Genomic DNA, 25,864 nt, shown 5'->3' with positions numbered 1-25,864 from the left:
CACGCCACTTGCCTTGGCCCACGGCCCGTGTATAGTAGTTCTCGGCTCAACGAAGAGAACCTTCACTGAACCGGAAAAAAGTAAACGCTGAAGCTTGCAGTTTCCGAAAGCAAAGTTGTACGTCGGTGGCGAGGGCGGAAGCACAGTAAAGAACGAATCCCTTTACAACGGATCGTGAGGCACGTACCTGCCTCTGAAAGGATTAGTAACTATGGCAGAAGTCGTTTTCGACCACGTCACTCGTATCTACCCGGGCAACGATAAGCCCTCCGTGGATGATCTGAATCTTGATATCAAGGATGGCGAGTTCCTCGTCCTCGTCGGCCCTTCCGGCTGTGGTAAGTCTACGACCCTTCGTATGCTCGCCGGCCTGGAAGAGGTCAACAAGGGCCGCATCCTCATCGGTGGCAAGGATGTCACCACGATGCAGCCGAAGGACCGCGACATCGCAATGGTGTTCCAGAACTACGCTCTGTACCCGCACATGACCGTTGCCGACAACATGGGCTTCGCCCTGAAGATCGCCGGCACTCCGAAGGACGAGATCCGCAAGCGCGTCGAGAAGGCCGCTGAGATCCTCGACCTGACCGAGTACCTCGACCGCAAGCCGAAGGCTCTGTCCGGTGGACAGCGTCAGCGTGTGGCCATGGGTCGTGCAATCGTCCGTGAGCCGAAGGTCTTCCTCATGGATGAGCCGCTGTCCAACCTCGACGCCAAGCTCCGTGTCCAGACCCGTACCCAGATCGCCGCACTGCAGCGTCAGCTGGGCGTCACCACCCTGTACGTGACCCACGATCAGACCGAGGCCCTGACGATGGGCGATCGCATCGCCGTCATCAAGCTCGGCATCCTGCAGCAGGTCGGCGCCCCGACCGAACTGTATGATCGTCCGGCCAACGTGTTCGTCGCCGGCTTCATCGGCTCCCCGTCGATGAACCTGAACACCCACCCGGTGGTCAACGGCAAGGCGAAGATCGGTGAGGACACCGTGGATCTGCCGGCCGAGGCCGTCAACAAGCTCACCGCCGAAGACAACGGCCAGATCGTGGTCGGCTTCCGTCCCGAGGACGCGGGCCTGGCGCCGGTCGATGACCCGAACGCCTTCTCCCTGAAGGTTGTGAACGTCGAGGATCTGGGCTCCGATGGCTACATCTACGGTACCATCGTCACCGATGGATCCGCCGCCGAGGCCTCCCAGGTCATGTCCGACCAGAACAAGCTCACCACGATTCGTGTGAATCCGCGTGCGCTGCCGAAGGTTGGCGCGACCGTCAAGATCAAGATCGACCCGGCCAAGATGCACCTGTTCGCTCCGTCGACTGAGCTGCGTCTGAACTAGTGGATACTTGGCGAGGTCTAATCGCTTCGTCAACCATTAAACGAGGTTATTCTCTTCCTCTCTTATGGCCTCGTTGGAAAAGCCCTGCATAGCTGCGGGGCTTTTCTTTTGCCTTCTAGACGGTCTGAGGGAGAGACCAAACGGTGTTTTCCCGTAAACATAACGCGCCGAAGTCGTGGCCAAGGAGCACACATCGCGAACGACACGTAAAATCGAACACATGGAGTTGAACGATTTGCCCCAGATGGATCCGCGTGCGCTGAAGGCCACGTCTGTCAAAGCCGAAGACGAACACGCCAGTTCAGCTGAGCCACAAGCATTGAAGATCACCGCCGCCAGCTCGAACCCGAAGATGTTCACGCTGCCCTGGCACAAGCCCTTGGCCACCTGGCCCGAGGACCTGCTGGCCAACCTGCCGCGAGGCATCTCCCGCCACGTCGTGCGATTCGTGCACGTGGGCGACGAGGTGTACGCCATGAAGGAGATCACGCGCCAGGTGGCCGAGCGAGAGTACGAGATCCTGCGTCGACTGCAGAAGCTCGAACTGCCAACTGTGACCCCGATCGCCGTGGTCACCGGCCGTCACACCCGTGAAGGGGAGCCGCTGGAGGCGATTCTGGTCACCCGGCACTTGAAGTTCTCGCTGCCGTACCGTGCGTTGTTCGCCCGCAACCTGCGCCCGGACACCGCCGAACGACTGATTGACGCCCTCGCCGTGCTGCTGGTGCGCCTGCACCTGGCCGGCTTCTACTGGGGCGATGTGTCGCTGTCGAACGTCCTGTTCCTGCGCGACGCCGACGCTTTCTCCGCCTTCCTGGTGGACGCCGAGACCGGTGACCTGCAAGTCCAGCTCACCGATGGCCAGCGCGAATACGATATCGACTTGGCCCGCACCAACATCATCGGCGAACTTATGGATTTGGCGTCCGGCAAGCTGCTGCCCGGCGACGTGGATGAGATCGAGGTGGGCAACCGGCTGGTCGAACGCTACCACTCGCTGTGGAGCGCCCTGACCGACACCGACAAGTTCAACCCGGACGAAATGTGGAAGATCGAGCAGCGCGTCAACAAGCTCAACGAGCTGGGCTTCGACGTGGACGAGCTGGAAATGAAGACCGCCGAGGACGGCAAGCGTGTGCTGGTCCGCCCGCGCGTGGTGGACGCCGGATACGCCAACCGCAAGCTGCTGCGTCTCACCGGCCTTGACGTGCAGGAGAACCAGGCCCGGCGTCTGCTCAACGATCTTGACGCCTACCGTGCCTCCACGTGGCGTGAGGGCGAGGAGCTGGAAATCGTGGCCACCGACTGGATGCGTGAGGTGTTCGAGCCGACCGTGCGTATGATTCCGCGTGAATATCGCTCCCAGATCGAGCCTGCTCAGTTCTTCCATGAGGTGCTTGACCATCGCTGGTTCCTGGCGGAGGAGGCCGGCCACGACGTGCCGATGGGCGAGGCCGTGACCAGCTACATCGACAACGTTCTGCCGAGCTACAACCTTGATTCCAAGGCACTCGCCGAACTTAACGAAGAGGCCGATTCCGGCGTCATTGACGACGAATCCACCTACAGCGACCCGGACGATGACGGCTACAACCCCGATGACGATCCGGATGCGGCAGTGTGGAGTCATTAAGCGGACAATCCAATGGACTGTCTGTAGGTGAGCCCATCACACAAAGAAGCCCCTCAAATAGAGGGGCTTCCGTGTATGTACAACCTATTACGGTCTCAAGCGACAATCACTCCGCCGCAGCCTTGCGTCGTGCGTTGGACACCGCGTACAGGCTGATACCCGCCGCTACTGAAGCGTTCAGCGACTCAACAGACGAGCTGATCGGGATGCCGGCAATCGCGTCGCAGGTTTCGCGCACCAGTCGGCCCAAACCGCTGCCTTCCGAACCGAGCACTACAACGAGCGGATCGGATTCAAAGCCGGTCTCACCGACGAGCTTATCGCCGCCACCGTCAAGGCCGACAACGTAGTATCCACGCTCCTTCAAGCCCTCAAGTGCCTTAGTCAGGTTCACCACGCGCGCCACCGGCATATGCGCGGCCGCACCGGCAGACACCTTCCAGGCGGCGGCGTTCACTGAAGCGGAACGGCGTTCCGGCAGAATCACACCATTGGCACCGAATGCGGCCGCCGAACGAATCACGGCACCCAGGTTCTGCGGATCGGTCACGCCGTCCAATGCAATGAACAGCGGGCGGGCGGCGATGCGGGCGGCCGCCGAATTCGCGGCCTCCATTGCCTTGGCCTTCTTCTCGGCACGATCGGCCAGCTCGTTCAGCGAGGAGTACTGGAACGGATCGACCTTCAGAATCACGCCCTGATGGTTGCCGGAGCGGGCGATACGATCCATCTCCAGACGATCGGCCTCCAGCATGTGCAGGCCGTTCATACCGGCGATCTTCACGATTTCGCGAGTACGATCGTCATGCTCGATGCGCGACATGATGTACAGCGTAGAAGAAGGTACGCCTACGCGCAGTGCTTCCAGCACGGAATTACGGCCGTACACCAGATCCGAGGTGTCCGCCGAAGCGAACTTGTCCACTCGACGGCGGGCTGCCAGACGCGGGTCGGCCATCTGCCGACGTTCGGCCACTTTCTTGGCCTTGTACGCCTTGTGATAGACGCGGTCCTCGGCCTTGGGAGTGGGGCCGTAACCCTTCAGTTTGTTGCGATGCTTGCCACCCGACCCCTTGGTCGGTCCTTTTTTGTTAGCCATAGATGCCATTGTCCCAGCACCCCGCGCCAAGACACGGCCATTCCGCCATCGGAAGCCGGTAAGGTATTGGGAGTGAAGAAGCAACGCATGATATTCGGACTATCCCCGCTGTACTGGGGATTGTGGCTGGCGATTCTGATCCTGTGGATGGGCCGCTTCGTGACGTCGTTCCTGTCGATCTACCTGGTCTCCGCGCTGCACCTCGACGAAGGCGTTGTGGGCGCGGTCGTGGCCATGTACGGTTTCGGCGCCATCATCGGCTGTCTTTTCGGTGGCGCGCTGTCCGACCGGTTCGGCCGCCAGTCGATGATCATCATCGGCGAAATCGGCGCGGCCGCCGCCCTTCTGGTCGTCTCCGTCCTCGCCGATCCCGTGGCGTTGGGCGCGGCCCTGTTCGTATACGGCGCGTTCGCCTCGCTGCCCAGTCCGGCCATCGCCGCATACATCGCCGACGTGGTGCCTCCCAAGCGTCAACAGCGCGCCTATGTGCTGCAATCATGGGCCATCAATTTCGGGTATGCGATCGGCCCGATCGTGGCCAATCAGCTGATCAAGATCTCCTATTCGCTGATGTTCTACGTCGAGGCGGCGGTGATGATCGCCGTCACGATATTGCTGATCGTGTTCTTCCGCGAAGTGAGGCATCTGACGACTTCGGCGCCGGCGGCCCGCCCCGAGGGCGCCATGTCTCGCAATTGGCGGCGCGTGCTCACCGATACTCCATTCCTCGGCTTCTCCCTGCTGATGTTCGGCTACTTCCTTGTGTACTTCCAAAGCACCTCCGGCCTGCCCATTGCCATGACGGACCTTGGTCTGGGGCTGGGCGAGTATTCGGTGCTGCTGACCATCAACGGCGGCATGCTGTGTCTGCTGCAGATTCCCGCCATGAAACTGTTCGCGCGCATGGGCAATTCGCGTGTGCTCGTGATGGGCCTTGCGGTGACCGCTATCGGCTACGCGGTTCAGGCCGTGGCCCATTCATGGGGCGGGTTCGCCATCGCCGTGGTGTTGTGGACGCTGGGCGAGCTGGGCACGTTCCCCATCGCCACCACCACGGTCGCCGCCATGGCGCCCGCCACCGCCCGCGGCACGTACCAGGGCGTCTATAACGTGGTGTGGTCGGTGTCGATCGCATTGGCGCCGCTGATCGGCGGCTGGGTGATCGGCGGCTTCGGCGGGCGGATGCTGTGGATCGCCTGCACGGTGGTGTTGGTCGGCGTCACCGTGGGCCTGCGGGTCACCAAGGGTTCCCGAGACGCCGCCATGGCCGCCGCGATGGGTGCAGAGGACGATTCTCAGTAAGAACCGTGCACCCATCCGAACTGTTTCCGCACAAACGAACATGACCGAAAATGGCGGCATTCCGCGGCTCAGACGCTTTGCACGTTCGATTAGGTTTCCGAAATCCGCGCACGGTTCTCCGAGTCTTGATTTCAGTGCGCTGAGTTGCGACGTATGACGTCTGTGGCGTACTATTATCCGTTGAAAGCGGTACTCGCCCCGCCGGATATCGGCCGGTCCAATGGAGGGTCGGCGCGTGACGGCGGAGCAGGGCACAGAGAAGTACTCCACCGCTGGAAAACCCGCATGAAGGGAGAAAGAAATGAAAGCCTATATTCAGCGACTAGGCCGCGCGCTGATGCTGCCCGTCGCCTGCCTGCCCGCCGCGGCGCTCTTCCTGGGCATCGGCTATTGGATCGATCCGAGCGGTTGGGGTGGCGGCAACGTCATCGCCGCCTATCTGTGCAAGACGGGTTCGGCGATCCTCGACAATCTGGGCTTGCTGTTCGCCGTTGGCGTGGCCGTCGGCATGGCCCGTGACAAGGACGGCGCCTCGGCCCTGTCCGGTCTGGTCGGTTTCATGACCATCACCACGATCATGGGCTCGGCCTCCATGTTCCTGGGCTTCGACGCCGAGAACCCGCCGGCCGCCTTTGCTCCTGGCGCCATCGGCAACAAGAACGTGTTCTTCGGCATCATGGTCGGCTGCGTGTCCGGTGCGCTGTACAACCGTTTCAGCAAGACCAAGTTGCCCGACTTCCTGGCCTTCTTCTCCGGCCGTCGCTGCGTGCCGATCCTGACCGCCGCGCTGATGTCGGTCATTTCCCTGGTGCTGCTGTTCGTGTGGCCGCTGGTCTACAACGGTCTGGTCGCCTTCGGCGAGTCCCTGATGGGCATGGGCGCGGTCGGCGCCGGCATCTACGCCTTCTTCAACCGTCTGCTCATCCCCACGGGTCTGCACCACGCCCTCAACAACGTGTTCTGGTTCAACCTTGCCGGCATTGATGACATCACCAAGTTCTGGAACGGTGTGGGCGGTCTCAACGGCACCACCAAGGCCGTGCTGGCCACCGGCGGATTCCAGCCGTGGGGCGAGTACGTCACCGGCATGTACCAGGCCGGCTTCTTCCCGATCATGATGTTCGGCTTGCCTGCGGGCGCGTTTGCCATCTACCGCTGCGCCAAGCCGGAGAACCGTCGTACCGTCGGCTCCCTGATGCTCGCCGGTGGTCTGGCCGCCTTCCTCACCGGTGTGACCGAGCCCCTGGAGTTCTCCTTCATGTTCGCCGCCTTCCCGCTGTACGTGGTGCACGCGCTGCTCACCGCCCTGTCGGTGTTCATCGCCGCATCCTTCCAGTGGATCGCCGGCTTCAACTTCTCCGCCGGCTTCATCGATTGGTTCCTCTCGCTGCGTGTGCCGCAGGCGCATATGCCGTGGATGCTTATCGTGCAGGGCCTGGTCTTTGCGGTCATCTACTACTTCGTGTTCACGTTCATGATCAAGAAGTTCGACCTCAAGACCCCGGGCCGTGGCGATGGCGTTGACGATGAGGGCGCCGCCGCCGTGGCGGGCATTCTCGACACCGGCGCCGCCCCGGCCGCCGCGGTCTCCCGCGACAAGTACGCCGCGCTGGCCGCGAAGCTCTACGCGCTGCTTGGTGGCAAGGCCAATATCGTCGACATTGAGAACTGCGTGACCCGTCTGCGTCTGGGCGTCAAGGACACCGCCAAGGTGGATGTGGACGCCATCCGCAAGCTGGTGCCCGGCGTGAAGGTCATCGACGACAGGAATGTCCAGGTTGTGGTCGGCACGCAGGTGCAGGCTGTGGCCGATGCCATGGAAGAGCTGCATAAAGCCTAGCGCTTGGCAGTCTGGCGCATGGCATGATGACTGGGCTGCGTGACGTCGACATGATCGGCGTCACGCAGTCGTCCGTTATCGTCCATCATTGGTTTTCAAGGAGTCATTATGGGATTGTTCTCCGGTTTGTTCCACAACAGCGATGAGGTGGCGCCCGCCCCCGCAGCGATGTCGGTTCTCGCCCCATGCGATGGTGTCTGGGAGTCCATCGAGAAAGTGCCCGACGACACGTTCGCCGCCAAGATTCTGGGCGATGGGTTCGGCGTGGTGCCGTCCTCCGGGCTGGTCGTCGCCCCTGTTTCCGGAACGGTGACCACCGTGGCCGACGCCAAACACGCCGTGGGCATCACCACTCCGGGCGGTGTCGAGGTGTTGGTGCATATCGGCGTCGATACCGTGCAACTCAAGGGCGCGCCTTTCACGATGCTGGTGAGTGCCGGGCAGACGGTCTCAGCCGGCGATCCCATCGAGAAGGTCGATCTCGATGCGGTCAAGGCCGCGGGCAAAGCCACCGACGTCATCGTGGTGTTCACCAACCCGGCCACCATCGCCGCTTTGGATCTTACCGGTTCCGGTACGGTGGCCGTCGGCGCGCAAGTGGGCACCCTCGCCGTCAGATAAGCCGATTCGAGCTCGAGGCGCGCACGACGAGTTCCGGTGGCAACGAGATGTGCGTGGGATTCCCGGGCCCGATTTCGATGAGACGCAAGACCTCGGTGACGATACGCGCGTACGGCGGGCGCACCGAGGTCAGGGCGGGCAGCGCGGCCGCAGCGATGGGCGAGTCGTTGTACCGCTCGACGATGTCCGCGCCCAGCTCGCCCGTCATGGCTTGACCAGTGTGCCGCCGGGTTATGGAATAATGGCATCGTACGCATCGGCTGCAATTGCGTCGATGCCCATAACCGCGCAGTCCTGCGCCGCCCGGGAGAGACAACCCGGTGCCGGCGCGAGGCTGACTACTCCGCGGCGATACCAAGGAGAACACCATGGATGATCGTAATGATCAATCCGCAAAGTCCGCGACCGCAACGAACGGGGTCGTGGAATCGGAAGAAGTGCGCGCACAGGAAGCGCTATTGGGGGATACGGATCCAAGTCTGACCAGCGCCGACGACGTGGCCAAAGCCCTGAACGTCGACCCATCCCACGGCCTGAGCGAGGAAGAAGCCAAGCGCCGACTGGCCAAATTCGGCCCGAACGAGCTCGCCAGCGCCCCGCCCGTACCGAAATGGAAGAAATTCCTGGCCCAATTCCAAGATCCGCTGGTCTACCTGCTGATCGCGGCCACTATTATCTCGGTGATCGCTTGGTTCATCGAAAAAGCCAATGCGCAGCCCGGCGCGGAAGGCGGCGAGGCGCTTCCGTTCGACGCCATCGTGATCATCTTGATCCTGATTGTCAATGCTGTGCTCGGCTACATGCAAGAAGCCAAGGCCGAGGCGGCCGTCGAAGCGCTCGCACAAATGACGGCCCCGCAGACCTCGGTGCTGCGCGATGGCAAGGTCATGCGCATCAACACCGCCGACGTGGTTCCCGGCGACATCATCGTCCTTGCGGAAGGCGATTCGGTCTCCGCTGATGGCCGACTGGTCAACGCGGCCAGCCTGCGCATCGCCGAGGCTTCACTGACCGGCGAATCCGTGCCGGTTGGCAAGAAGCCGGACACACTCACCGAGGCCAAGGCGCTGGGCGACCGCGCCAACATGATCTTCAACGGCACTTCCGTGACGCAAGGCACCGGCCGCGCAATCGTGACCGGCACCGGTATGAATACGCAGGTCGGCAAGATCGCCGACATGCTCTCCGCCACAGAGGACGAGAAAACCCCGTTGCAGAAGGAGATGGATTACGTCTCCAAGATCCTCGGCATTGCGGTGTGCGTCATCGCCGTCGTGGTGCTGGTGGCGCTCGCCGTGCTGGAAGGCTTCAACGACGTCCATGACGTGATTGATTCCTTGCTGCTGGCCGTTTCGCTTGCCGTGGCCGCCGTGCCGGAAGGTTTGGCCGCCATTCTGACCGTGGTGCTGGCGCTTGGCGTGCAGCGCATGGCGGCCCACAACGCGATCGTCAAGAAGCTGCATTCGGTGGAAACCCTGGGCTCCGCTTCCGTGATCTGCTCGGATAAGACCGGCACGCTGACCCGCAACGAGATGACCGTGGAACGTGTGGTCACCCCGTCCGGCGAAGTGCAGATCACTGGCACCGGTTACGCGCCCGAAGGGCGTATGGTACTGGCCGGCGGCGTCGATCCCGAGTCCGAGCAGGCCCGGATCATGGCCGATGAGGTCGTCGCCACGCTTGTGGCCGGCACGCTCGCGAACGACGGCGAACTACGCGAGGAGAACGGCCGCTGGGAGATTGTGGGCGACCCCACCGAAGTCTCGCTTATCGTGGCCGCCCGCAAAGTCAAGGCCGATCGCAAGATCACGCGATACACGCGCGTGGGCGAGATCCCGTTCACTTCGGAGCGCAAGCGCATGTCCATCATCGCCAAGGACAGCGCCGATGCCGACAATCTCACCGTGTTCGCCAAGGGTGCGCCGGACGTGCTGTTGAGCTACTGCTCGCGTATCCGCGTGGGCGGACAGGTCCGCAAACTCACCGAAGGCGATCGCCAGTCGATTCTCGCCACCGTCGAACGTCTCTCCTCCGAGGCGTACCGTACGCTTGGTGAGGCGTGCCGTCCGCTGGAAACCAGTTCTTTGGCTGATGTGCCCGGTGTAAGCGTCAACGCTGCAGGCCAGGTGTCCGACATCGCCGATCAGGCCGAAGCCATCGAAACCGATCTCATCTGGAATGGCATGGTCGGCATTATCGATCCGCCGCGTACTGAGGTGCGCGACTCCGTGACCGAGGCCCATCGTGCCGGCATCCGCACGGTGATGATCACCGGCGACCACCCGCTGACCGCCGCCCGCATCGCCTCCGACCTTGGCATCATCGCCAAGGACGGTCAGGCCCTGACCGGCGACCAGCTTGACCAGCTACCCGATGAGGCCGCGTTCGACAAGGCCACGTCCGAAGTGTCCGTGTATGCGCGTGTGGCGCCCGAGCATAAGCTCAGGATCGTCGAATCCTTGCAGCGGCAAGGCAATATCGTGGCCATGACCGGTGACGGCGTGAACGACGCTCCGGCTGTCAAGTCCGCGGATATCGGCGTGGCCATGGGCATCACCGGCACCGAGGTGACCAAGCAGAGTGCCAAGATGATTCTGGCGGACGACAACTTCTCCACGATCGTGGCCGCCGTACGCGAGGGTCGCGTGATCTTCGACAACATCCGCAAGTTCTTGCGCTACCTGCTGAGCTCCAATGTGGGCGAGGTGTTCACCGTGTTTCTTGGCGTGGTGTTTGCCGGCTTCCTCGGCATCCGCCAGCCGGAGACCGTGGGTGTCACGGTGCCGTTGCTCGCCACCCAGCTGTTGTGGATCAACCTGCTGACCGATGCCGCTCCGGCGTTGGCCATGGGCGTCGATCCTCAGACCGACGATGTGATGGGCCGCAAGCCCCGCAAGATGACGGATCGTGTGATCGATGCTTCGATGTGGGGCGACATCATCTTCGTCGGCATCATTATGGCGGTGGTTACGCTGATTGGTATGGACATGCATCTGTCCGGCGGATTGTTCACCGATCGTTCGGTGGAGGCCATCGGCCATGAGGCGCAGATGACCGAGGCCCGTACGATGGGCTTCACGATTCTGGTGTTCGCCCAGCTGTTCAACGCGCTCGCCTCCCGTTCGCATCTGCAGTCCGCGTTCGTGGGATTGTTCTCCAACAAGTGGCTATGGGGTGCGATTGGTTTGTCCGTGGCGCTGCAGCTCGTGGTGATTTACGTGCCGTTCCTCAATGGTCCGTTCGGCACCATGGCGCTGAGCCCGATGGCGTGGGTGGAGTGCATCTGCCTGGCCGCGTTCGTGCTGATTGCCTCCGAGCTGCGCAAGATTGTGCTACGCGCGATGGCAAGGCGGTGATCATCGTATTGGCCTGATTGTCGGGCAATCAAACAACGGTGGGTCGGGCGTGAGTCCGGCCCACCGTTGTTTTGGTTGGCTAAATATAGCGTAGCGGTTCGCTGGATTTACTGAAATAGACAATGCCGTTCTTGTTCGGGAGGTCGTTCGTAGGGTATTCTGGCGGTCTTGTGCTTGGATTCGTGGAGATGTACATGCCGATGTTTCAGAGTGTCTTGATCAGCGCCTATCCTTATACTAAAGCGATTTAGTTCCGACCGGCAATGGTGCCAAAGATGGTCCGATCTGCCATCGGGGCGTCGCCTTTTCCTCGATTGATGAGGAAGATTAAAACCATAACAGTAAGGAAAGCGGAACTATGACTTTCATCAAACAGATGATGCCGCGTTATGTGGCGTCTATGACCGCAGGCATCGTAGCGGCAGCGATGGCCGCAACATGCGCGTTTGCACCGGTAGCGAATGCGGACGCCGTTTCTCCGACACAGGAAACCATACAATCGACCGGTCGCCATTTCATGGTGTACTACCGCGCGTGGCGTGATGTCACGATGAAGGGTGTCAACACCGACCTTCCAGACGATAACTGGATTTCGATGTACGATATTCCGTACGGCGTCGACGTGGTCAATATATTCAGCTATGTTCCATCGGGACAGGAAGAACAGGCGCAACCGTTCTACGATAAGCTCAAATCTGATTATGCACCGTACTTGCATTCGCGTGGCATCAAGCTGGTTCGGGGCATTGATTACACCGGCGTGGCGGTCAATGGTTTTCGTACTTTCATGAAAGAGCAGAACAAAACCGAGAGCGAGGCGACCGAAGCTGATTATGATGCCTATGCTAAGCAAGTAATCGATAAATACATGATCTCCGTTGGCTTGGATGGTCTGGATATCGACATGGAGGCGCACCCGAATGATGCCGATGTGAAGATCTCCGACAATGTGATTCGTGCACTGTCCAAACACATCGGTCCCAAATCCGCCAAGCCGGATACCACGATGTTCCTTTATGACACGAATGGATCTTATCTCAATCCGTTCAAGAATGTGGCGGAATGCTTTGACTACGTGGCATACCAGCAGTACGGTTCTTCCTCCGATCGCACCGCTAGGGCCGCCGCCGATTATCAGCCTTATATCGGCAACGAGTTTGTGCCGGGCCTGACGTTCCCCGAAGAAGGGGACATGAACAATCGCTGGTATGATGCCACCGAGCCGTATGAAGAAAGCCATTTCTATCAAGTGGCGTCATATGTGCGTGAGCATAATCTTGGCGGCATGTTCGTTTACGCGCTCGACCGAGACGGTCGCAACTATGATGAAGACCTGCGTCGGATTGTACCGTCCAACTTGCTGTGGACCAAGACCGCCATTGCGGAGAGCGAGGGCATGGCGTTGGATACGGCAAAGACTGCAGCGAACCATTACCTTGATCGCATGTCGTTGCGTCAGGTGATTGACGACAACGCCGCATCCGCGGATAAGGCGCGGGATATGGTGGGGAAGGCCGCTAACCTATACGAGACAAATAAAGCAGTCCTTGGTGGTGACTACGGAGAAGGTTTCTCCAACACATATGATCCGACATTGGAAGCTGGATTATTAGGGATTGACATCTCCGTGTTGCAACAGCAGATTGATAAATCCAGTGAGATCATTGGTGCCGATACGGCGGAATCGGATGCAAAAACTGCACTCCGTATGGCACGTGATGCCGCCATCGATGGTTTGACCGGCAAGATCTACACAGCGGACCAAGTATCAGCGTGGTCGCAGGCATTGAAGGCGGCGCTTGATGCCACCGTGCCGGTTCCGACGCCAGATTCCACCGATCAGAATGGCAACCGTGACAAGGTTACCAATCACAAAGTGCAAGGCCAACCGAAGCAACTGAGTGCGACCGGCATCTCGACGGATATTATCGTTGCCGTAGGCGTGACTCTTGCCATCGCAGGGGTGGCTCTGTCTCTATCACGTAAGCTCTCCTGATTTTCGCGGGGATGTCTCGCTCATCCTGACGTCCCCGCGATGTTCTTGTGATGTTGACATATCGTCGTTCATCATCGAAATCTTGTACACGAATGGACGGAAGTACGGCCAATGCCGTGAATATGAAAAACCATGCCTCCTGTTCTGTGCCTGTTCATGCAGGGCACAGAACAGGAGGCACGACAAATCTTGAATACTAATCACTTGCCGGGTCTGATGCCGCAGCAGGCGTCGCCTCCGCTGGCGAGAAGCACCGCATTCGGCAGGCGCGGGGGCACTGCCGGTGCCGTCGTCGGCGTGGGGGCCGGACCGGCGTCGGACCCGTCGACGTCGAGTTCGTCGGAATACTCCTTACGCCCGTAATACAGGTCGGCATCCAGTTGATGTTCGGTCTGCGCGACGATCACCGCGGTGTTGGCGGCGCCGGCGACGTTCAATGCGGTGCGGCCCATATCCACGATCTGGCTGATCGGCTGGCTGATGGCGATGAATGGAATCGGCAGGCCGGCGGCGGCGAACAACGAGGTCGCGGTGATGGTGGCGGTGCCGGGCACGCCCACGGTTCCGATCGAGACCAGGAGCGTGAGCACCACGAGGAACAGATACTGTGCGGGAGAGTAGTTCAGTCCCTGAGCGTGGACGGCGAACACCGCCAGCAGCATCGGCCACACGCCGGCGCATCCGGGCATGCCGAGATTGGCGCCCAGTCCGGCCACGAACGAGGCGATGTCGCCCGGAACGCCGGCGCTGCGTAGCTGGCGAACGGTGACGGGAATCGTGCCGATGCTGCTCTCCGACGTGAACGCGACCACTCCGGCGGGGAAGAACGCCTTGAAGAATCGGATCGGGTTCAGTCTCGTCACGGTCGCGAGCACAAGCGGCTGCACCAGGAACAGCTGCAGGGCGATTGCGATGTAGGCGACGGCCAAGGCGAGCACCAGCGGCAGCAGGGTGGCCGCATCACTGCCGCTCACCGCTTCGGCGATGAGGGCGAGCACCGCATACGGGGTGTATCCGACCACGATTTGGGTTGCTTTGGAGAAGACCACGTTGCCCGCGTCGATGAAGGTCTTGAACGGCGCGACCGCGGAACGGCCTTTGTCCGTGGAGGCGGCGGCGTTGTAGGCGAGTGCGGTCAGGATGGCGAACAGCACGATGGGCACCACCTGGTTGTTGACCCAGTTGTCCGCGAGGTTTCGCGGGAACAGGTTCACGATGGTGTCGAGGACCGCGGGAACGTCGTGTGGCGTGTAGTCGCCGGACAAGGTGTAGTGGAAGCCGCGCCCCAACTGGAACGCTTGCGCCAGAAGCAGCGTGAGCAGTGAGGCGGTGGTGGTGTTGAGCAGCAGGAAGAACACGGTCTTCACGCCGATGTTCTTCAATCGGATGGATTCTCCGAGGTTGGTGATGCTGGAGATGATGCTGAACACGAGCAGCGGCACCACCAGCGCGGTGATCACGCTGGACCAGATGGAACCCACCGCGCCGACGTACCCGGTATGGCCTTTGCATGCGATGCCGAGAACGACGCCGAATGCCGTTGCCAGCAGCACCCGTGTGGTGAATCCCGCGTTCTTCTTGCGTTTGAGGAATGACAGGATGGCGAATAGGACGGCGGCCGCACCCAAAGTGAGCCAGTCGTATGCGATGTCGGACATGATGTTCCCTTCTCTGAAAATCAGGATGTGTCCGTGCGGGACGATCCGTTTCATGTTGGAATCAATCTATCCGTCGCATCGTTGACGCAACGCCCTGTGGTTATCGCCGTTTCCTATAGTCGCCTATCAGAGCGGCGCTTCGGGCCATTCCGCCTCCATGGGCGGTGCCGTATGTGGGGCGTGCGTGGATTTTAGTTGCCGGTGTGTTGGGAGTTGGTGTCGGTCCCGTTGCCGTTGTCGTTGTCGGTCCCGTTGTCGCCGGGCTTCTTCTGGGCCTGTTGTTGCGCCTCCTGCCGGGCTTGCTGCTTGGCCTTCTCCTGGGCCTGCTTGGCGGCATCTGCCTGCTGCTTGGCCTGCATCGAGGCGGTGACGTCGGACTCGGCCTTCTGCAGTTTAGAAATCGCATTGTTGACGTCGGATTCGGACGGACTGGTCCCGTTCATCACCGTATTGGCCTCGGTGATGGTGTTTTGCAGCGCGGTGCGGGTGTTTTCATCGGCCACACTGCCCGCGGAATTATCTAGCGTGCCTTGCGCCTGCGAAATAGCCGAGCTCAGGTTCGATTTCAGTGTGTCGGTATCGGCCGTCGCCTTTGAAGTGTTAACGGCCTTGATCGCATTGTTGATGGCATCCGTCTTGTCAGCCATGTCGCTGGCATCATTCTGCAGCTCTTTAATGTGAGACTTCAACTCAGTGGCGTTGAGGCTGGAATCGCACTTGGCGGTGTCAGCCGGGTTGCCGGCGTCTTGCAACGCCTGATTCAGCGTGGTGAGCGTATTGGCATCGGCCACATCGCTGGTGGATGTTTGCGCGCTGGTTTGGCCATTGGATATGGCGGTGGTGAGCTTCTTCTGCGCATTCGTGTACTGCTTGGCCGCTACCTTGCACTCGGCCAATGCCACGGCTTGGCTCGCCTTACTGCTGTTGGAATGCCACCAGAGCAGGCCGGCGACAACCAGCGCTATCACGGCGACTACCGCTACGGCAATGCCGACGATTTTGAGGGTGTTCTTTTTGCCGCTACCGCCGTGACGAGGCTCGGCGCCATCGGAATCGTCCTCATCGGAGACCTGAGCCAACGGAATGGAGGGAGGCATCACAGCAGGCTGAGCCTGTGCCGAAGCGGCCAGGGCGGCCGGTTGGAACACCTGTGTGGCTGCGGCATCATCGGCAGACGCTACTTGCGTTGCAGGCATGGCAACGGTCTCACCGGATACGGTGGATGATGCGCCATATGCCTGTGTGGCCGCAGCTGAATCAGGTTGGAACACCTGTGTTGCCTCGGCATCTACCGCAGGCTGCTCGGCCTGATTGGGCTGGAACGCTTGTGTCGCGGCGTTTGAAGCTGCCGAAACAGGCGATGTCGCCGGTGCCGCTGGTGCTGCTGGTGTCACCGGCGCTGTCGGTTCCACCGGGCGGAAGCTTTGCGTCGCCTGATCCCAAACGTATTGCTGCTGGCCGGGCGCAGCGGCGATTGGTGTTTCGGATACTGCTGGCTGTGTGGCTGCCGCCGGCTGTGGTGCTTGTGCGGCAACCGCAGCCGGGAATTGCGGCGAGAACGGTTGCGTCATGGCCTGATCGATGGGCTGCGTCGGCTGTGCGGGCTGTGTGGGCTGTGCAAACTGCGTCGGCTGCACAGACTGCACAGACTGCACAGACTGCGGGAACTGCAGAGCCGGTGTGGCCTGTGCCGTGGGTTCCGTGCTATATGCTGCCGTCTCTTGCCCGGGAATCGGAGGAACCGTTGGCCTGACCGGCTTTTCGTGCTGCTGGAAGTCGAACTGGAACCCACCATCGCTGTTGGTCATGACATCTCCTTGGGATTAAGCAAATGGCCGGCATCCGCCGGCCGAATGGTACGTCGCAACGCTCAGTCGTCGATGTGCGCGCGGTAGAAATTCTCGTAGGAACGGCTCGGCGTCGGACCCCGCTGGCCCTGATAATGCGAGCCGGTGCCCTTGGAGCCATAAGGGTGCTCAGCGGGCGAGCTCAGCTGGAAGAAGCACATCTGGCCGATCTTCATGCCAGGCCATAGTTTGACCGGCAGCGTCGACACATTAGACAGCTCAAGCGTAATATGCCCCTCGAAACCGGGGTCAATGAAGCCCGCAGTCGAATGGGTCAGAATACCCAATCGACCCAGTGAGCTCTTGCCTTCCAAGCGGGCGGCAATGGACGGGTCCAACTTGACGTATTCCCACGTGGAACCCAGTGCGAACTCGCCGGGGTGCAAAATCCACGGTTCGTCGGGAGCCACCTCGAACTGTTCGGTAAGTGCGCCTTGGTTTTCCGCCGGATCGACATATGTGTAGGCGTGGTTATTGAACAAACGGAAGTACCGATCCAATCGCACGTCGATGGAAGCGGGCTGCACCATTTCGGGGGTCCACGGATCAAGTGAGATATGACCTGCGGACTGTGCGGCGAGAATGTCGCGGTCGGACAGCAGCATGTGAAAAAACTCCTTGGGCAAATAAATACTGCCTTCAAGTCTAGCGCCTTGGGCGGAAACATGAGAGGCTCCTCACGCTTCCGCGGTCCATCAATCGCAAGTATTCTCAGGTTTTTTTCAGAGAAACTTAGAGGTAGACCCAGAAAGCAGTGGTTATATAAAAGATGTCAGCGGAAAGCTGATCAGGAGCCGCAGCAGTTCCCGACAATTGAATCCCCTTTCTTCTTCTCTCTCCTTTCTCTCCCCGGCGGGCAACCGCCGGGGTTCTTTTTTTGTGCCCTGAATCATTCCCCCGAATGACCGCCATTCCCAAGCCATAGCGGTACACTAGCTGTGTAATCGGCAGGAAGGGGGCACCGATGGTCCGCAACGATGAGGACTACGATTTCTTCGGCGATGGTCAGTATGACGATTCGCGCAGCTCACGTCGTGCACAGAATCGACGCCCATCCAGGCGGAATGCCGGCCGGCGATTCGCCGCTACAAAAGCCAGCAGCCCAACGTCGATATTGTGCCGCAGACTTGCCGTTGTCAGCGGACTGCTAGCCGTCGTGATATCGGCCACCTCGGCGGTTCATGAAATCGCGCCTTACGCCATTTCCTTTATGACGGCAGTGCCAGGACGATACATTGCGTTGACGGCGGCGGTGCTTATCGGCATCACCCTGATTCTGGTCATCGCTGCGCGAGCTACCATGCCTCGGTACGCCACTCACGGGGGAGTGGGTGCGGGCGGCATCATCGCACTGGTGTGCGCCATAGTTTGCTTGGTTATCGGCGTGGCCATGGGCGTATTGTTCCCGGAAGGACTGATTCAGCAGTCGAACGACAAGGCACCCGTCGAAGATACCGCACAGATGGAGCAAGGCATAGAACAAGCTGCCGGCGCGTGCAAAGAAGGATGGCAGGGGCTTGATACGGGCGGTTTGCCAGGCATCACCACCGTACAGATGTGCACTGATCCGAGAGTGGCCTTCGTGTCCTTTGAATCGGAATCGTCCGCAGCCATCAGCCGGGCACCTATCGAAAGCAAGATTTCCGAACTGCTGAGCCAATACGCTGATAATGAGCAAACGAAAGGTGATTGGCGATTGCTGAGCGGCAAACGTTGGATGGTGTTCGGCGAGGCCAGCAAGATGACCGCACTGCAGCAGCAGTGGGGCGGCGAACTTGAGACAATCACCGCAGCCGCAGACACCGCAGCCGCAAACAGCGGTAACGCCTGATAGATTGCCGGTATCCCTTGGAAAGTCCCAAGGCGAGTCGGCGCGGATTACCCAATGTGATTGAAATCATGGTCCATCGTTTTTCGTACAGCGCGCAAGACCTCTATATTGGATTGGTATGAGCAAAGAAGCGAATGCCAGCCAGCCCCTGATCGGCCGCGAATCCACCACTGTACCCGGACGTTTTGGCGAGCCACTCACCGTGGAACACAGCGTCACCTCGCGCGGCGGCTTCGACCAGCATGCCACGCATCCGCTGTTCCTGTGCCTGCATGGATGGGGATCCAGCGAAGAAGACATGGCGGACATCATGCGCCTCATCGCTCCATATAACGACTTCGTGGCATTGCGCGGGCCGCTGACACTCGCGCCGGCCCGTGAGGGCAGTCCCGACCCCGGCAACTACGCGTGGTTCCACGATGCCTTGCCTATCGGCGATGATCGTGACTACGACGCGTATGCCGCCGCCACAGCAGTCGACCGATGGGTGGCCGACAACATTCCCGCCGACCGTGACGTGGTGCCGCTTGGGTTTTCACAAGGTGGGCTGGTCGCCGTGCATTTGTTGCGTATCAATCCCGAGCGGTACCGGGCCGTCGTCTCCCTGTCCGGCTTCAATACACCCGGTCAGGTGCCCGGCACGGCCCCCGCCGACTCTCGCCTGGCTGATTACGATATCCCCGTGTTCTATACGTACGGCAAGAACGATGGCGTAATCCCGAAATACGAACTGTTCGCCACCGCCGCTTGGCTGGAAGAGCATACGTGGCTGAAGACCAAGAGCTACCACGGTCTGGATCACAATGTGAGTCTTGAGGAGTTCGCCGATTTGCGCCAGTGGCTACTTGACAACGACATTACTTCTGGCGTGCTGTAGTCAGCCGCCATCACTGGAAACGGAAATAGCAATCCCCAACTTGGCTCCCCTCAGAGAAGGGAGCCAAGGAAACTAGATGCCGGAATCAGCATCGACCTGCATAACGTAGATGTTGCGCCTCAGGGAGCGGGCTTGGGTTCGGTTGATGTCGCCGGCTTCGTACATGTCCTGAATCACACCGAGTTCGATGCCGTAGCTCTCGCGCTTTACGTCCTCGACCTGCGTGATGGTTTCCGTAGTGCCGCTCATATTCGGACGTGCCTGCAATGAAGCCGCAGCGCGACGATAATCCAGCAACAGCGCCGAACAATGCTCGGTGTTGTACGTATCCTGGCCCATCTCGTCAATAAGCTGGCCGATAACATGATGAATCGCCTCGACCTGCAGTTCGCGGGTGCGCGCGAAAATCCGATCCTCGCTCACCAACGGCGTGGTATGGCGAATCTTGGACACCGTGCGTTTGGCGTAGTTGCTCATCTGCCGCTGGAACATGCGTAAGCGACCGCGAATCTGCGATACCGCATGCCCCGAAGTAGGATCAGTGGAAGTGTGACGCAGCGTATTCATAATCTGGTCAAGCATGCGCTCGCAGGCTTCGACGTTCAGCTCTTGCGTGGCCGTATCCGCCGCTGGATGCGCCTTGGTGTCGGCAAGCCGGTCGCGCACGAATTCCTTTTCCCAATGCAGCGCTTCGATCTGCAATTGCTCGAATCCCTGAGGATCGGTATCGCCGATGCGCTGCTGCAATCGCCCGATGCGCTTGGTGTACTGGTCGATTACCATCAGAATCGCACGGCGATTCTCTGGCGTGATGCGTCCGGTCAGTTCCTCCACCGTGGCGCGTAACACATCGATGGTCACCGGAATCATCTCGGCGCTGGGATCCTTGCCACGGTTCGGTGCAAGCAAAGGCAGCAGGAAATTGGCCAGCATCAGCGTCACGACGATGACGCCCGATGCGATGAAGATCAACTCGTTGCGCATGGGGAACGGCGCGCCCCCGGCGAGATAATACGGGATGGTGAACATCAGCGACAGGGTGATGGTGCCTTTGGGTCCGCCGAAGGTCATGACCGTCGCGGACCGCCAACGTTCGGGGGTCATCTTGCGCCGTCGCCGTGTATGCACGTCGCGCGCCACGCGCAGCATGGCCACTATCCAGAAGAACCGCAGTGCGATCACCACAAGCGTCACCAGCAGGATGATGCCGATGAGTTTCAGGTTGCTGATATACGGGTCGGACCAGCTGGCTTTCATGGCGCGTGGCAGCTGCATGCCCAGAAGAATGAACACCGCACCGTTGAGCGAGAAACTCAGCACACCCCATACTGAAGTGGAAACGATATTCGTACGTGCCACATTCGGCCCCACGCCGGTACGGTCGAATCGGATGAACAGGCCAGCGGCCACCACCGACAGAATGCCGGACACATTGAATTCCTCCGCGCCCAGATACAGCAGGAAGGGCAGGAACAGCTCCATCAGAATGCGTGTGGTGGTGGTCTCCCAGCCCAGGGACCGCACGGTTTCGAACAGCCAGTTGGCCGCCGCTATGACCAGGCCGAACAGGGTGCCGCCGAAGAAGGACATCAGGAATTCGCCGGCGGCCTGCCCCACGGCGAATTCTCCGGTGAAGGCGGCGGCCAGTGCGAACTGGAAGCCGACAATGCCGGAGGCGTCGTTGAACAACGACTCGCCTTTGAGCACGCTGCGCTGACGCTGCGTCAGCGAGGCTTCTTTACCGAGGGAGCTGACGGCCACCGCATCGGTCGGGCCGAGTGCCGCGCCGAGTGCTAAGGCTGAGGCTAAGGTGATGGACGGCCAGACGGCATGCAAAGTGAATCCGACCGCCGCCATCGTGACGATAGCCAGTCCGATAGCCAGCGATAGGCTCAGATCCAGCGTTTTCAGCAACGCCGACTTATCGATTTCGTGGGCTTCCAAATACAGCAATGGCGCGATAAACAGCACCATGAACAGTTCCGGGTCGAGCTTTGCATCCGGGAAAAACGGCAGATACGTAACCAGCACGCCCAGCACAATCTGGACCAGCGGCGTGGAGACTTTGGGCACGAAGCGACTGGCAAACGAGCTCACCACCACCGCCGCAATGATGCATAGGATGAGCTCAAATACCGCCATGTTGCCGCCTTCTCGTATCTCTTCTCCACCAAAAGTATATGGGAACCATGAAGAAAAACGTTAAGATTGCGGCCGATTATGCACATCATGAGACGATATGAGAAAAAGGCATACACTCGTTGGTATGGAATATGACGAGGCGATGCGTCGCGCACTGGAACTGGCCGGTCAGGCTGCAGCCGCTGGTGACGTACCGGTTGGTGCGGTGGTGCTGGATGCGGCCGGCCAGATTGTCGGGCGCGGATACAACACGCGTGAGGCTGATGGTGACCCACTTGCCCACGCCGAAATCATCGCCATGCGTCAGGCGGCCCAAGCCTTGGGCGCTTGGAATCTCGCCGATTGCACGCTGGCCGTCACACTTGAGCCGTGCCCGATGTGCGCGGGTGCCTGCATCCAGACCCATATCGGTACCATCGCGTTCGGTGCCTGGGATCCCAAGCTCGGTGCATGCGGTTCGATTTGGGATATTCCGCGCGATCCGCATATCGGCCATAGCCCTGAAGTGCACGGCGGCGTGTTGGAAGGCGAGTGTCAGTCCATCCTGACTGATTTCTTCGCTCAGCGGCGATAGACACGGACGCATTACTTACCTCACGCAACCAACACGCGGCACCAAGGCAACATATTCCATCTCTTCTACGATCGAAACCAGTAGTGCAATGCCAATCCACACACGTCGAAGGAGGCAATATGGCCGAGAACACCTCCACTTTCACCGGTGCCGCCGCTGACGGTACCGCACTCACCGCCGTCTACCTGACCCAGCCCGCCGCCAATGTGGCGATCGGTCTGGTGTTTGCCGGCAGCGACCTGCCGCGCATCGTCCACTGGGGTCGCCCGCTGGCCAAGCCCGACACCCTGCTGGCCGCCTATGACGCCCTGAAGCCGCAGCGCGTGTCCGGCGCGCTCGACGACACCGCTTGGCCGTCCATCCTGCCCACCCAGGCCGAAAGCTGGATCGGCGAGCAGCGCGTGGTGCTGCGCCGCGCCGGCGTCGAGCTCTTCCCCAAGTTCACCGTGACCAATATCGAGGCCGGCGGCGTGCTGGAAGCCACCCTCGATGCCGTGTCCGGCGAAAGCTACACCGATGTGGCCGGCCATGCCCGTGCCACCGGTCCGGTCCGCGTGCCCGGCGTCATAGTCACCGCGCGCGATGAGGAGCAGGGCGTGGAAGTCGAGTGGCACCTCGAACTGCTCCCCGGCGGCCTGGTCCGTCAGAAGGCCACCGTAACCAACCTGTTCGGTGCAGACGCCGGAGCCCCGCTCGAGATCGGCAAGATCGAGCTCGGCTTCCCGCTGCCCGAATCCGCCGGCGAAATCCTCACCACCACCGGTCACCATCTACGTGAACGCAGTCCGCAGCGCCAGCCGCTGACCGTCGGCCGTTTCGAAAAGCCGCAGCTCGCCGGCCGCCCTGACTTCGACGCATCCCTGCTCCTGACCGCCGGCGTGCCCGGTTTCGGCTTCGAGCATGGCGACGCCTATTCGGTGCACGTGGGCTGGAGCGGCAACTCCGTACTGTCCGCCGAACGTCTGCCCTACACGACCGGCGTAATCGGCGGCGGCGAACTCCTGTTCGGCGGCGAAGTGACGCTCGCCGGCCCCGGCGAAGGCCAGAACTCCTACGACACCCCGTGGCTGTTCGGCTCCTATGGCGATGGCCTCAATGAGATCGCCGCCCGCTTCCACTCCTACGTGCGCTCCCTGCATCCGCGCCTGTTCTCGCACGGCCGTCCGGTGATCCTCAACACCTGGGAAGCTGTGTACTTCGACCACAACTTCGATACGCTGAAGGCGCTCGCCGACAAGGCCGCCGACTCCGGCGTGGAACGATTCGTGGTGGATGACGGTTGGTTCGGTTCCCGCCGCGACGACACCTCCGGCCTCGGTGACTGGCAGATTGCGCAGGACGTCTGGCCCGATGGCCCGAAGTCCCTGAAGGCGCTCGCCGACTACGTGCACGCCAAGGGTATGGAATTCGGCTTGTGGTTCGAGCCGGAAATGGTCAACCCCGATTCCGATGTGGCCCGTAACCACCCCGATTGGATTCTCTCGCCCACTGCCGGCCGTCTGCCGCTGCAGGGCCGCACTCAGCAGGTGCTCGATCTGACCAATCCGGATGCGTTCGACTACATCTACGGCTGCATGGACCAGCTTGTCGGCGAGCTTGGTATCGATTACATCAAGTGGGACCACAACAAGCTCGTCACCGAGCCCGGTTCCCGCCGCTCCGGCCGCCCGGCCGTGCACGCGCAGACCCTTGCCGTCTACAACATCTTCAAGGGCCTCAAGACCGCACATTCGGGCCTTGAGATCGAAAGCTGCTCCTCTGGTGGCGGCCGCGTGGATCTTGGCATCCTAGAGCACGCCGATCGTATCTGGGTCTCCGACTGCGTGGACCCGGTCGAGCGCGCGGACATCCAGCGCTACACCTCGCTGCTGGTGCCGCCGGCGATGATGGGCGAGCACGTGGGCGCCAGTCCCGCGCACTCCACCCAGCGTGCCACCAGCCAGGAACTGCGCATGGCCATGGCGTTCTTCGGCCACATGGGCATCGAATGGAACCTGTTGAAGGAGCCGGACGAGGCGCTCGCCAAGCTGGCCGTGTGGGTGGCCGAATTCAAGAAGCACCGCGACTGGTTCGCCATCGACACCTGCGTGCACGCCGACTCCAACGATCCGGCCGTGCGTCTGGACGGTATGGTGATGCCGAACCGTGACGCCGCCATCTACCGCTTCACCCAGCTGACCACGAGCCAGACCTATCCGGCCGCGCCCGTGCATCTGCCCGGACTTGACCCCGAGCGCACCTACCGTGTCAGCCCGCTTGACCCGAGCTTGGATTTGACCGGTCTGACCAACGGCCAGAGCACTCTCGGCTGGTGGAACGAGGAAGGCGTAGTCCTGACCGGCGAAGCCCTGCAGCGTTACGGCATCCGTCCCCCGTCCCTCCACCCTCAGCAGGCAGTACTGTTCAAAGCTGTGGCGGAGTGACCTACCCAATATGCTTCACGATTACACGGCTGGCAGCGGCTTTGGCCCAGAGCTGCCAGTCGTGATCCATAATCGTGAACTTCACCGGTTGAGTTTGGCTATGCCGATAGAAGCGGATGCCGTCACGCAGCGAATCGGTACCAAGCTTCGCCAAAAATGCCGATTCGCCGGCGATCATTACATGCCCCGGCATAGCGATGTTCGCCACGGTGGCCACCAGCGATCCCAATCGGAAGCAAGTGCGGTGCACTAGCTGAGAGGCTTGCGGCACATGGGCTCTGGCATCGTGCGCAAAATCATCGAAGGTCGCTGCGCGGCCGATGATCGCCGAATACTGTTCCGCAATCGAATCGTCAGTCAGGCATTGCGAACACCCGATATGCCCACTGGTGCAGCGCGGGCCCTCCGGGTCGATGAGCACATGCCCCACTAGGCCAAAACTCTTGTCCGGGTAACTGACCGGTTCGCCATGCACAGCCAGCGAATAGCCCACGCCCACGCCGATGGTCACTACGGCGAACGTATCCACGCCCACTCCCGGCCCGAACCAGGAGGCATCCACCAGCAGCGAATCGATATCGTTGAATACGCCGCATGGCAATCCGGTGGCCTCGTACACCATTGCGCCTAAATCTGTGGTGCCCTCCCAGTGCAGGAATGGGGCGAACGTGACGATGGAATCATCGATCACGTGACCTCCGACCGCTACGCCCACGGCAGTGGGAGCGGGCAGGCCGGTGGCGGCGACATCATCAGAGCATTCACGAACCAGCGTGGCTATCGACGATGTCACATATTCTGCCGACTGATCAGCACCAATTGGTATCTCATGTCGGCTGGAAACCACCTCGCCATGCGCGTTCACGGCGGCCGACACAATGGATGTGCCGTGCACTTTGACGCCTACGAAGGTGCGTGCGTTCGAGCATAATACCAATGCGGTCTGCGGCCGGCCGCGACGATCCGAGCTCTCCTTGGGAGTAAACCGTTCAGGCAGCTTGCCTGTAGTTCTGGCCACAGCCGGCAGTTCTTCGATGACTCCGGCATAGATCAAATCGCTGGTAATGCGGGAGAGCGCACCCTGGCTCAATCCCAGCATCTGTGCCAATGTGGTGCGCGCAATCGGCCCATATTGGGCGATGGCTGCCGCCACGCGATGCGTATGCTCGGATCCGGAAAACCATTGCGGAATCGCATTGGCGTCAGACATGCTTAAGCCCCTTTGCATTATTTATTGCGTTAATCACAAAATACCGCGCTTTTTGTTTCTTGTGCAAGCGGGCTCGCTGGCGCTGGGAATGAAATGGCGCAATCGTTACTTTTGAA

General features: G+C 60.7%; 18 protein-coding genes. 11 read left to right on the top strand and 7 right to left on the bottom strand.

Features of this window, described 5'->3' with window-relative positions:
- The first annotated feature begins 211 nt into the window (after positions 1-211).
- Positions 212-1,339, top strand: a complete 1,128-nt coding sequence (locus BLIJ_RS12825; protein WP_012578687.1) for an ABC transporter ATP-binding protein — start codon at positions 212-214, stop codon at positions 1,337-1,339.
- A gap of 220 nt (positions 1,340-1,559) precedes the next feature.
- The gene (locus BLIJ_RS12820; RefSeq protein WP_012578686.1) at positions 1,560-2,972 is read left to right on the top strand and encodes a DUF4032 domain-containing protein; all 1,413 of its coding nucleotides are present in this window, start codon (positions 1,560-1,562) and stop codon (positions 2,970-2,972) included.
- Positions 2,973-3,078: 106 nt separating this feature from the next.
- On the opposite strand, the gene rlmB is transcribed toward BLIJ_RS12820, so the two are convergent.
- Positions 3,079-4,071 carry a 23S rRNA (guanosine(2251)-2'-O)-methyltransferase RlmB gene (gene rlmB / locus BLIJ_RS12815; protein ID WP_014485217.1) on the bottom strand — a complete coding sequence of 331 codons (993 nt, stop codon included), beginning with the start codon at positions 4,069-4,071 and terminating at the stop codon, positions 3,079-3,081.
- An 87-nt stretch (positions 4,072-4,158) separates the two neighbouring features.
- Here rlmB and BLIJ_RS12810 point away from each other — a divergent pair, with 87 nt between their 5' ends.
- The 3 genes from BLIJ_RS12810 (at position 4,159) to BLIJ_RS14865 (ending at position 7,834) form a co-directional block, all read left to right on the top strand.
- A complete protein-coding gene (locus tag BLIJ_RS12810; RefSeq protein ID WP_012578684.1) occupies positions 4,159-5,373 on the top strand; it encodes an MDR family MFS transporter in 1,215 nt (404 codons plus the stop codon).
- Positions 5,374-5,674: 301 nt separating this feature from the next.
- Positions 5,675-7,213 carry an N-acetylglucosamine-specific PTS transporter subunit IIBC gene (gene nagE, locus BLIJ_RS12805; RefSeq protein WP_003827809.1) on the top strand — a complete coding sequence of 513 codons (1,539 nt, stop codon included), beginning with the start codon at positions 5,675-5,677 and terminating at the stop codon, positions 7,211-7,213.
- A gap of 108 nt (positions 7,214-7,321) precedes the next feature.
- On the top strand, positions 7,322-7,834 hold the full coding sequence (locus BLIJ_RS14865; RefSeq protein ID WP_012578683.1) for a PTS sugar transporter subunit IIA: 513 nt from the start codon (positions 7,322-7,324) through the stop codon (positions 7,832-7,834).
- Here the strand turns inward: BLIJ_RS14865 and BLIJ_RS12795 are convergent.
- The gene (locus tag BLIJ_RS12795) at positions 7,827-8,042 is read right to left on the bottom strand and encodes a substrate-binding domain-containing protein (RefSeq protein ID WP_003827807.1); all 216 of its coding nucleotides are present in this window, start codon (positions 8,040-8,042) and stop codon (positions 7,827-7,829) included. The genes BLIJ_RS14865 and BLIJ_RS12795 overlap by 8 nt on opposite strands.
- A gap of 160 nt (positions 8,043-8,202) precedes the next feature.
- Here BLIJ_RS12795 and BLIJ_RS12790 point away from each other — a divergent pair, with 160 nt between their 5' ends.
- Positions 8,203-11,190, top strand: a complete 2,988-nt coding sequence (locus BLIJ_RS12790) for a cation-translocating P-type ATPase (RefSeq protein WP_012578682.1) — start codon at positions 8,203-8,205, stop codon at positions 11,188-11,190.
- A 358-nt stretch (positions 11,191-11,548) separates the two neighbouring features.
- On the top strand, positions 11,549-13,186 hold the full coding sequence (locus BLIJ_RS12785) for an endo-beta-N-acetylglucosaminidase (RefSeq protein WP_012578681.1): 1,638 nt from the start codon (positions 11,549-11,551) through the stop codon (positions 13,184-13,186).
- A gap of 200 nt (positions 13,187-13,386) precedes the next feature.
- On the opposite strand, the gene BLIJ_RS12780 is transcribed toward BLIJ_RS12785, so the two are convergent.
- The 3 genes from BLIJ_RS12780 to dcd all read right to left on the bottom strand — a co-directional run bounded on the left by BLIJ_RS12780 (position 13,387) and on the right by dcd (position 17,296).
- A complete protein-coding gene (locus BLIJ_RS12780) occupies positions 13,387-14,844 on the bottom strand; it encodes a dicarboxylate/amino acid:cation symporter (protein WP_012578680.1) in 1,458 nt (485 codons plus the stop codon).
- A gap of 191 nt (positions 14,845-15,035) precedes the next feature.
- A complete protein-coding gene (locus BLIJ_RS12775) occupies positions 15,036-16,652 on the bottom strand; it encodes an FIVAR domain-containing protein (protein WP_012578679.1) in 1,617 nt (538 codons plus the stop codon).
- A gap of 62 nt (positions 16,653-16,714) precedes the next feature.
- On the bottom strand, positions 16,715-17,296 hold the full coding sequence (gene dcd / locus BLIJ_RS12770) for a dCTP deaminase (RefSeq protein ID WP_007051821.1): 582 nt from the start codon (positions 17,294-17,296) through the stop codon (positions 16,715-16,717).
- 359 nt (positions 17,297-17,655) lie between these two features.
- Between dcd and BLIJ_RS12765 the strand changes: the two genes are divergently transcribed.
- Together BLIJ_RS12765 and BLIJ_RS12760 are read left to right on the top strand one after the other, a co-directional pair.
- Complete coding sequence (locus BLIJ_RS12765) at positions 17,656-18,522, top strand: SAM-dependent methyltransferase (protein ID WP_012578678.1); 867 nt, start codon at positions 17,656-17,658, stop codon at positions 18,520-18,522.
- 118 nt (positions 18,523-18,640) lie between these two features.
- A complete protein-coding gene (locus BLIJ_RS12760; protein WP_007056568.1) occupies positions 18,641-19,399 on the top strand; it encodes an alpha/beta hydrolase in 759 nt (252 codons plus the stop codon).
- Between the two features lie 72 nt (positions 19,400-19,471).
- Here the strand turns inward: BLIJ_RS12760 and BLIJ_RS12755 are convergent, their stop codons facing one another.
- Positions 19,472-21,541, bottom strand: coding sequence for a cation:proton antiporter (locus BLIJ_RS12755; protein ID WP_012578677.1), 2,070 nt, complete (start codon positions 21,539-21,541; stop codon positions 19,472-19,474).
- A gap of 124 nt (positions 21,542-21,665) precedes the next feature.
- On the opposite strand from BLIJ_RS12755, the gene tadA reads away from it, so the two are divergent.
- Both tadA and BLIJ_RS12745 read left to right on the top strand, forming a co-directional pair.
- The gene (tadA, locus tag BLIJ_RS12750) at positions 21,666-22,115 is read left to right on the top strand and encodes a tRNA adenosine(34) deaminase TadA (RefSeq protein WP_007051825.1); all 450 of its coding nucleotides are present in this window, start codon (positions 21,666-21,668) and stop codon (positions 22,113-22,115) included.
- A gap of 119 nt (positions 22,116-22,234) precedes the next feature.
- A complete protein-coding gene (locus BLIJ_RS12745) occupies positions 22,235-24,538 on the top strand; it encodes an alpha-galactosidase (RefSeq protein ID WP_012578676.1) in 2,304 nt (767 codons plus the stop codon).
- 1 nt (position 24,539) lies between these two features.
- On the opposite strand, the gene BLIJ_RS12740 is transcribed toward BLIJ_RS12745, so the two are convergent.
- A complete protein-coding gene (locus tag BLIJ_RS12740; RefSeq protein ID WP_012578675.1) occupies positions 24,540-25,748 on the bottom strand; it encodes an ROK family transcriptional regulator in 1,209 nt (402 codons plus the stop codon).
- Positions 25,749-25,864: the final 116 nt, after the last annotated feature.

Origin of the sequence: Bifidobacterium longum subsp. infantis ATCC 15697 = JCM 1222 = DSM 20088 (genome assembly GCF_000269965.1) — a bacterium.
In the GTDB taxonomy this organism is placed as follows: Bacteria; Actinomycetota; Actinomycetes; order Actinomycetales; family Bifidobacteriaceae; genus Bifidobacterium; species Bifidobacterium infantis.
Note: the sequence above shows the minus strand (reverse complement) of the source record. Positions and strands in the feature narration are given on the sequence as shown.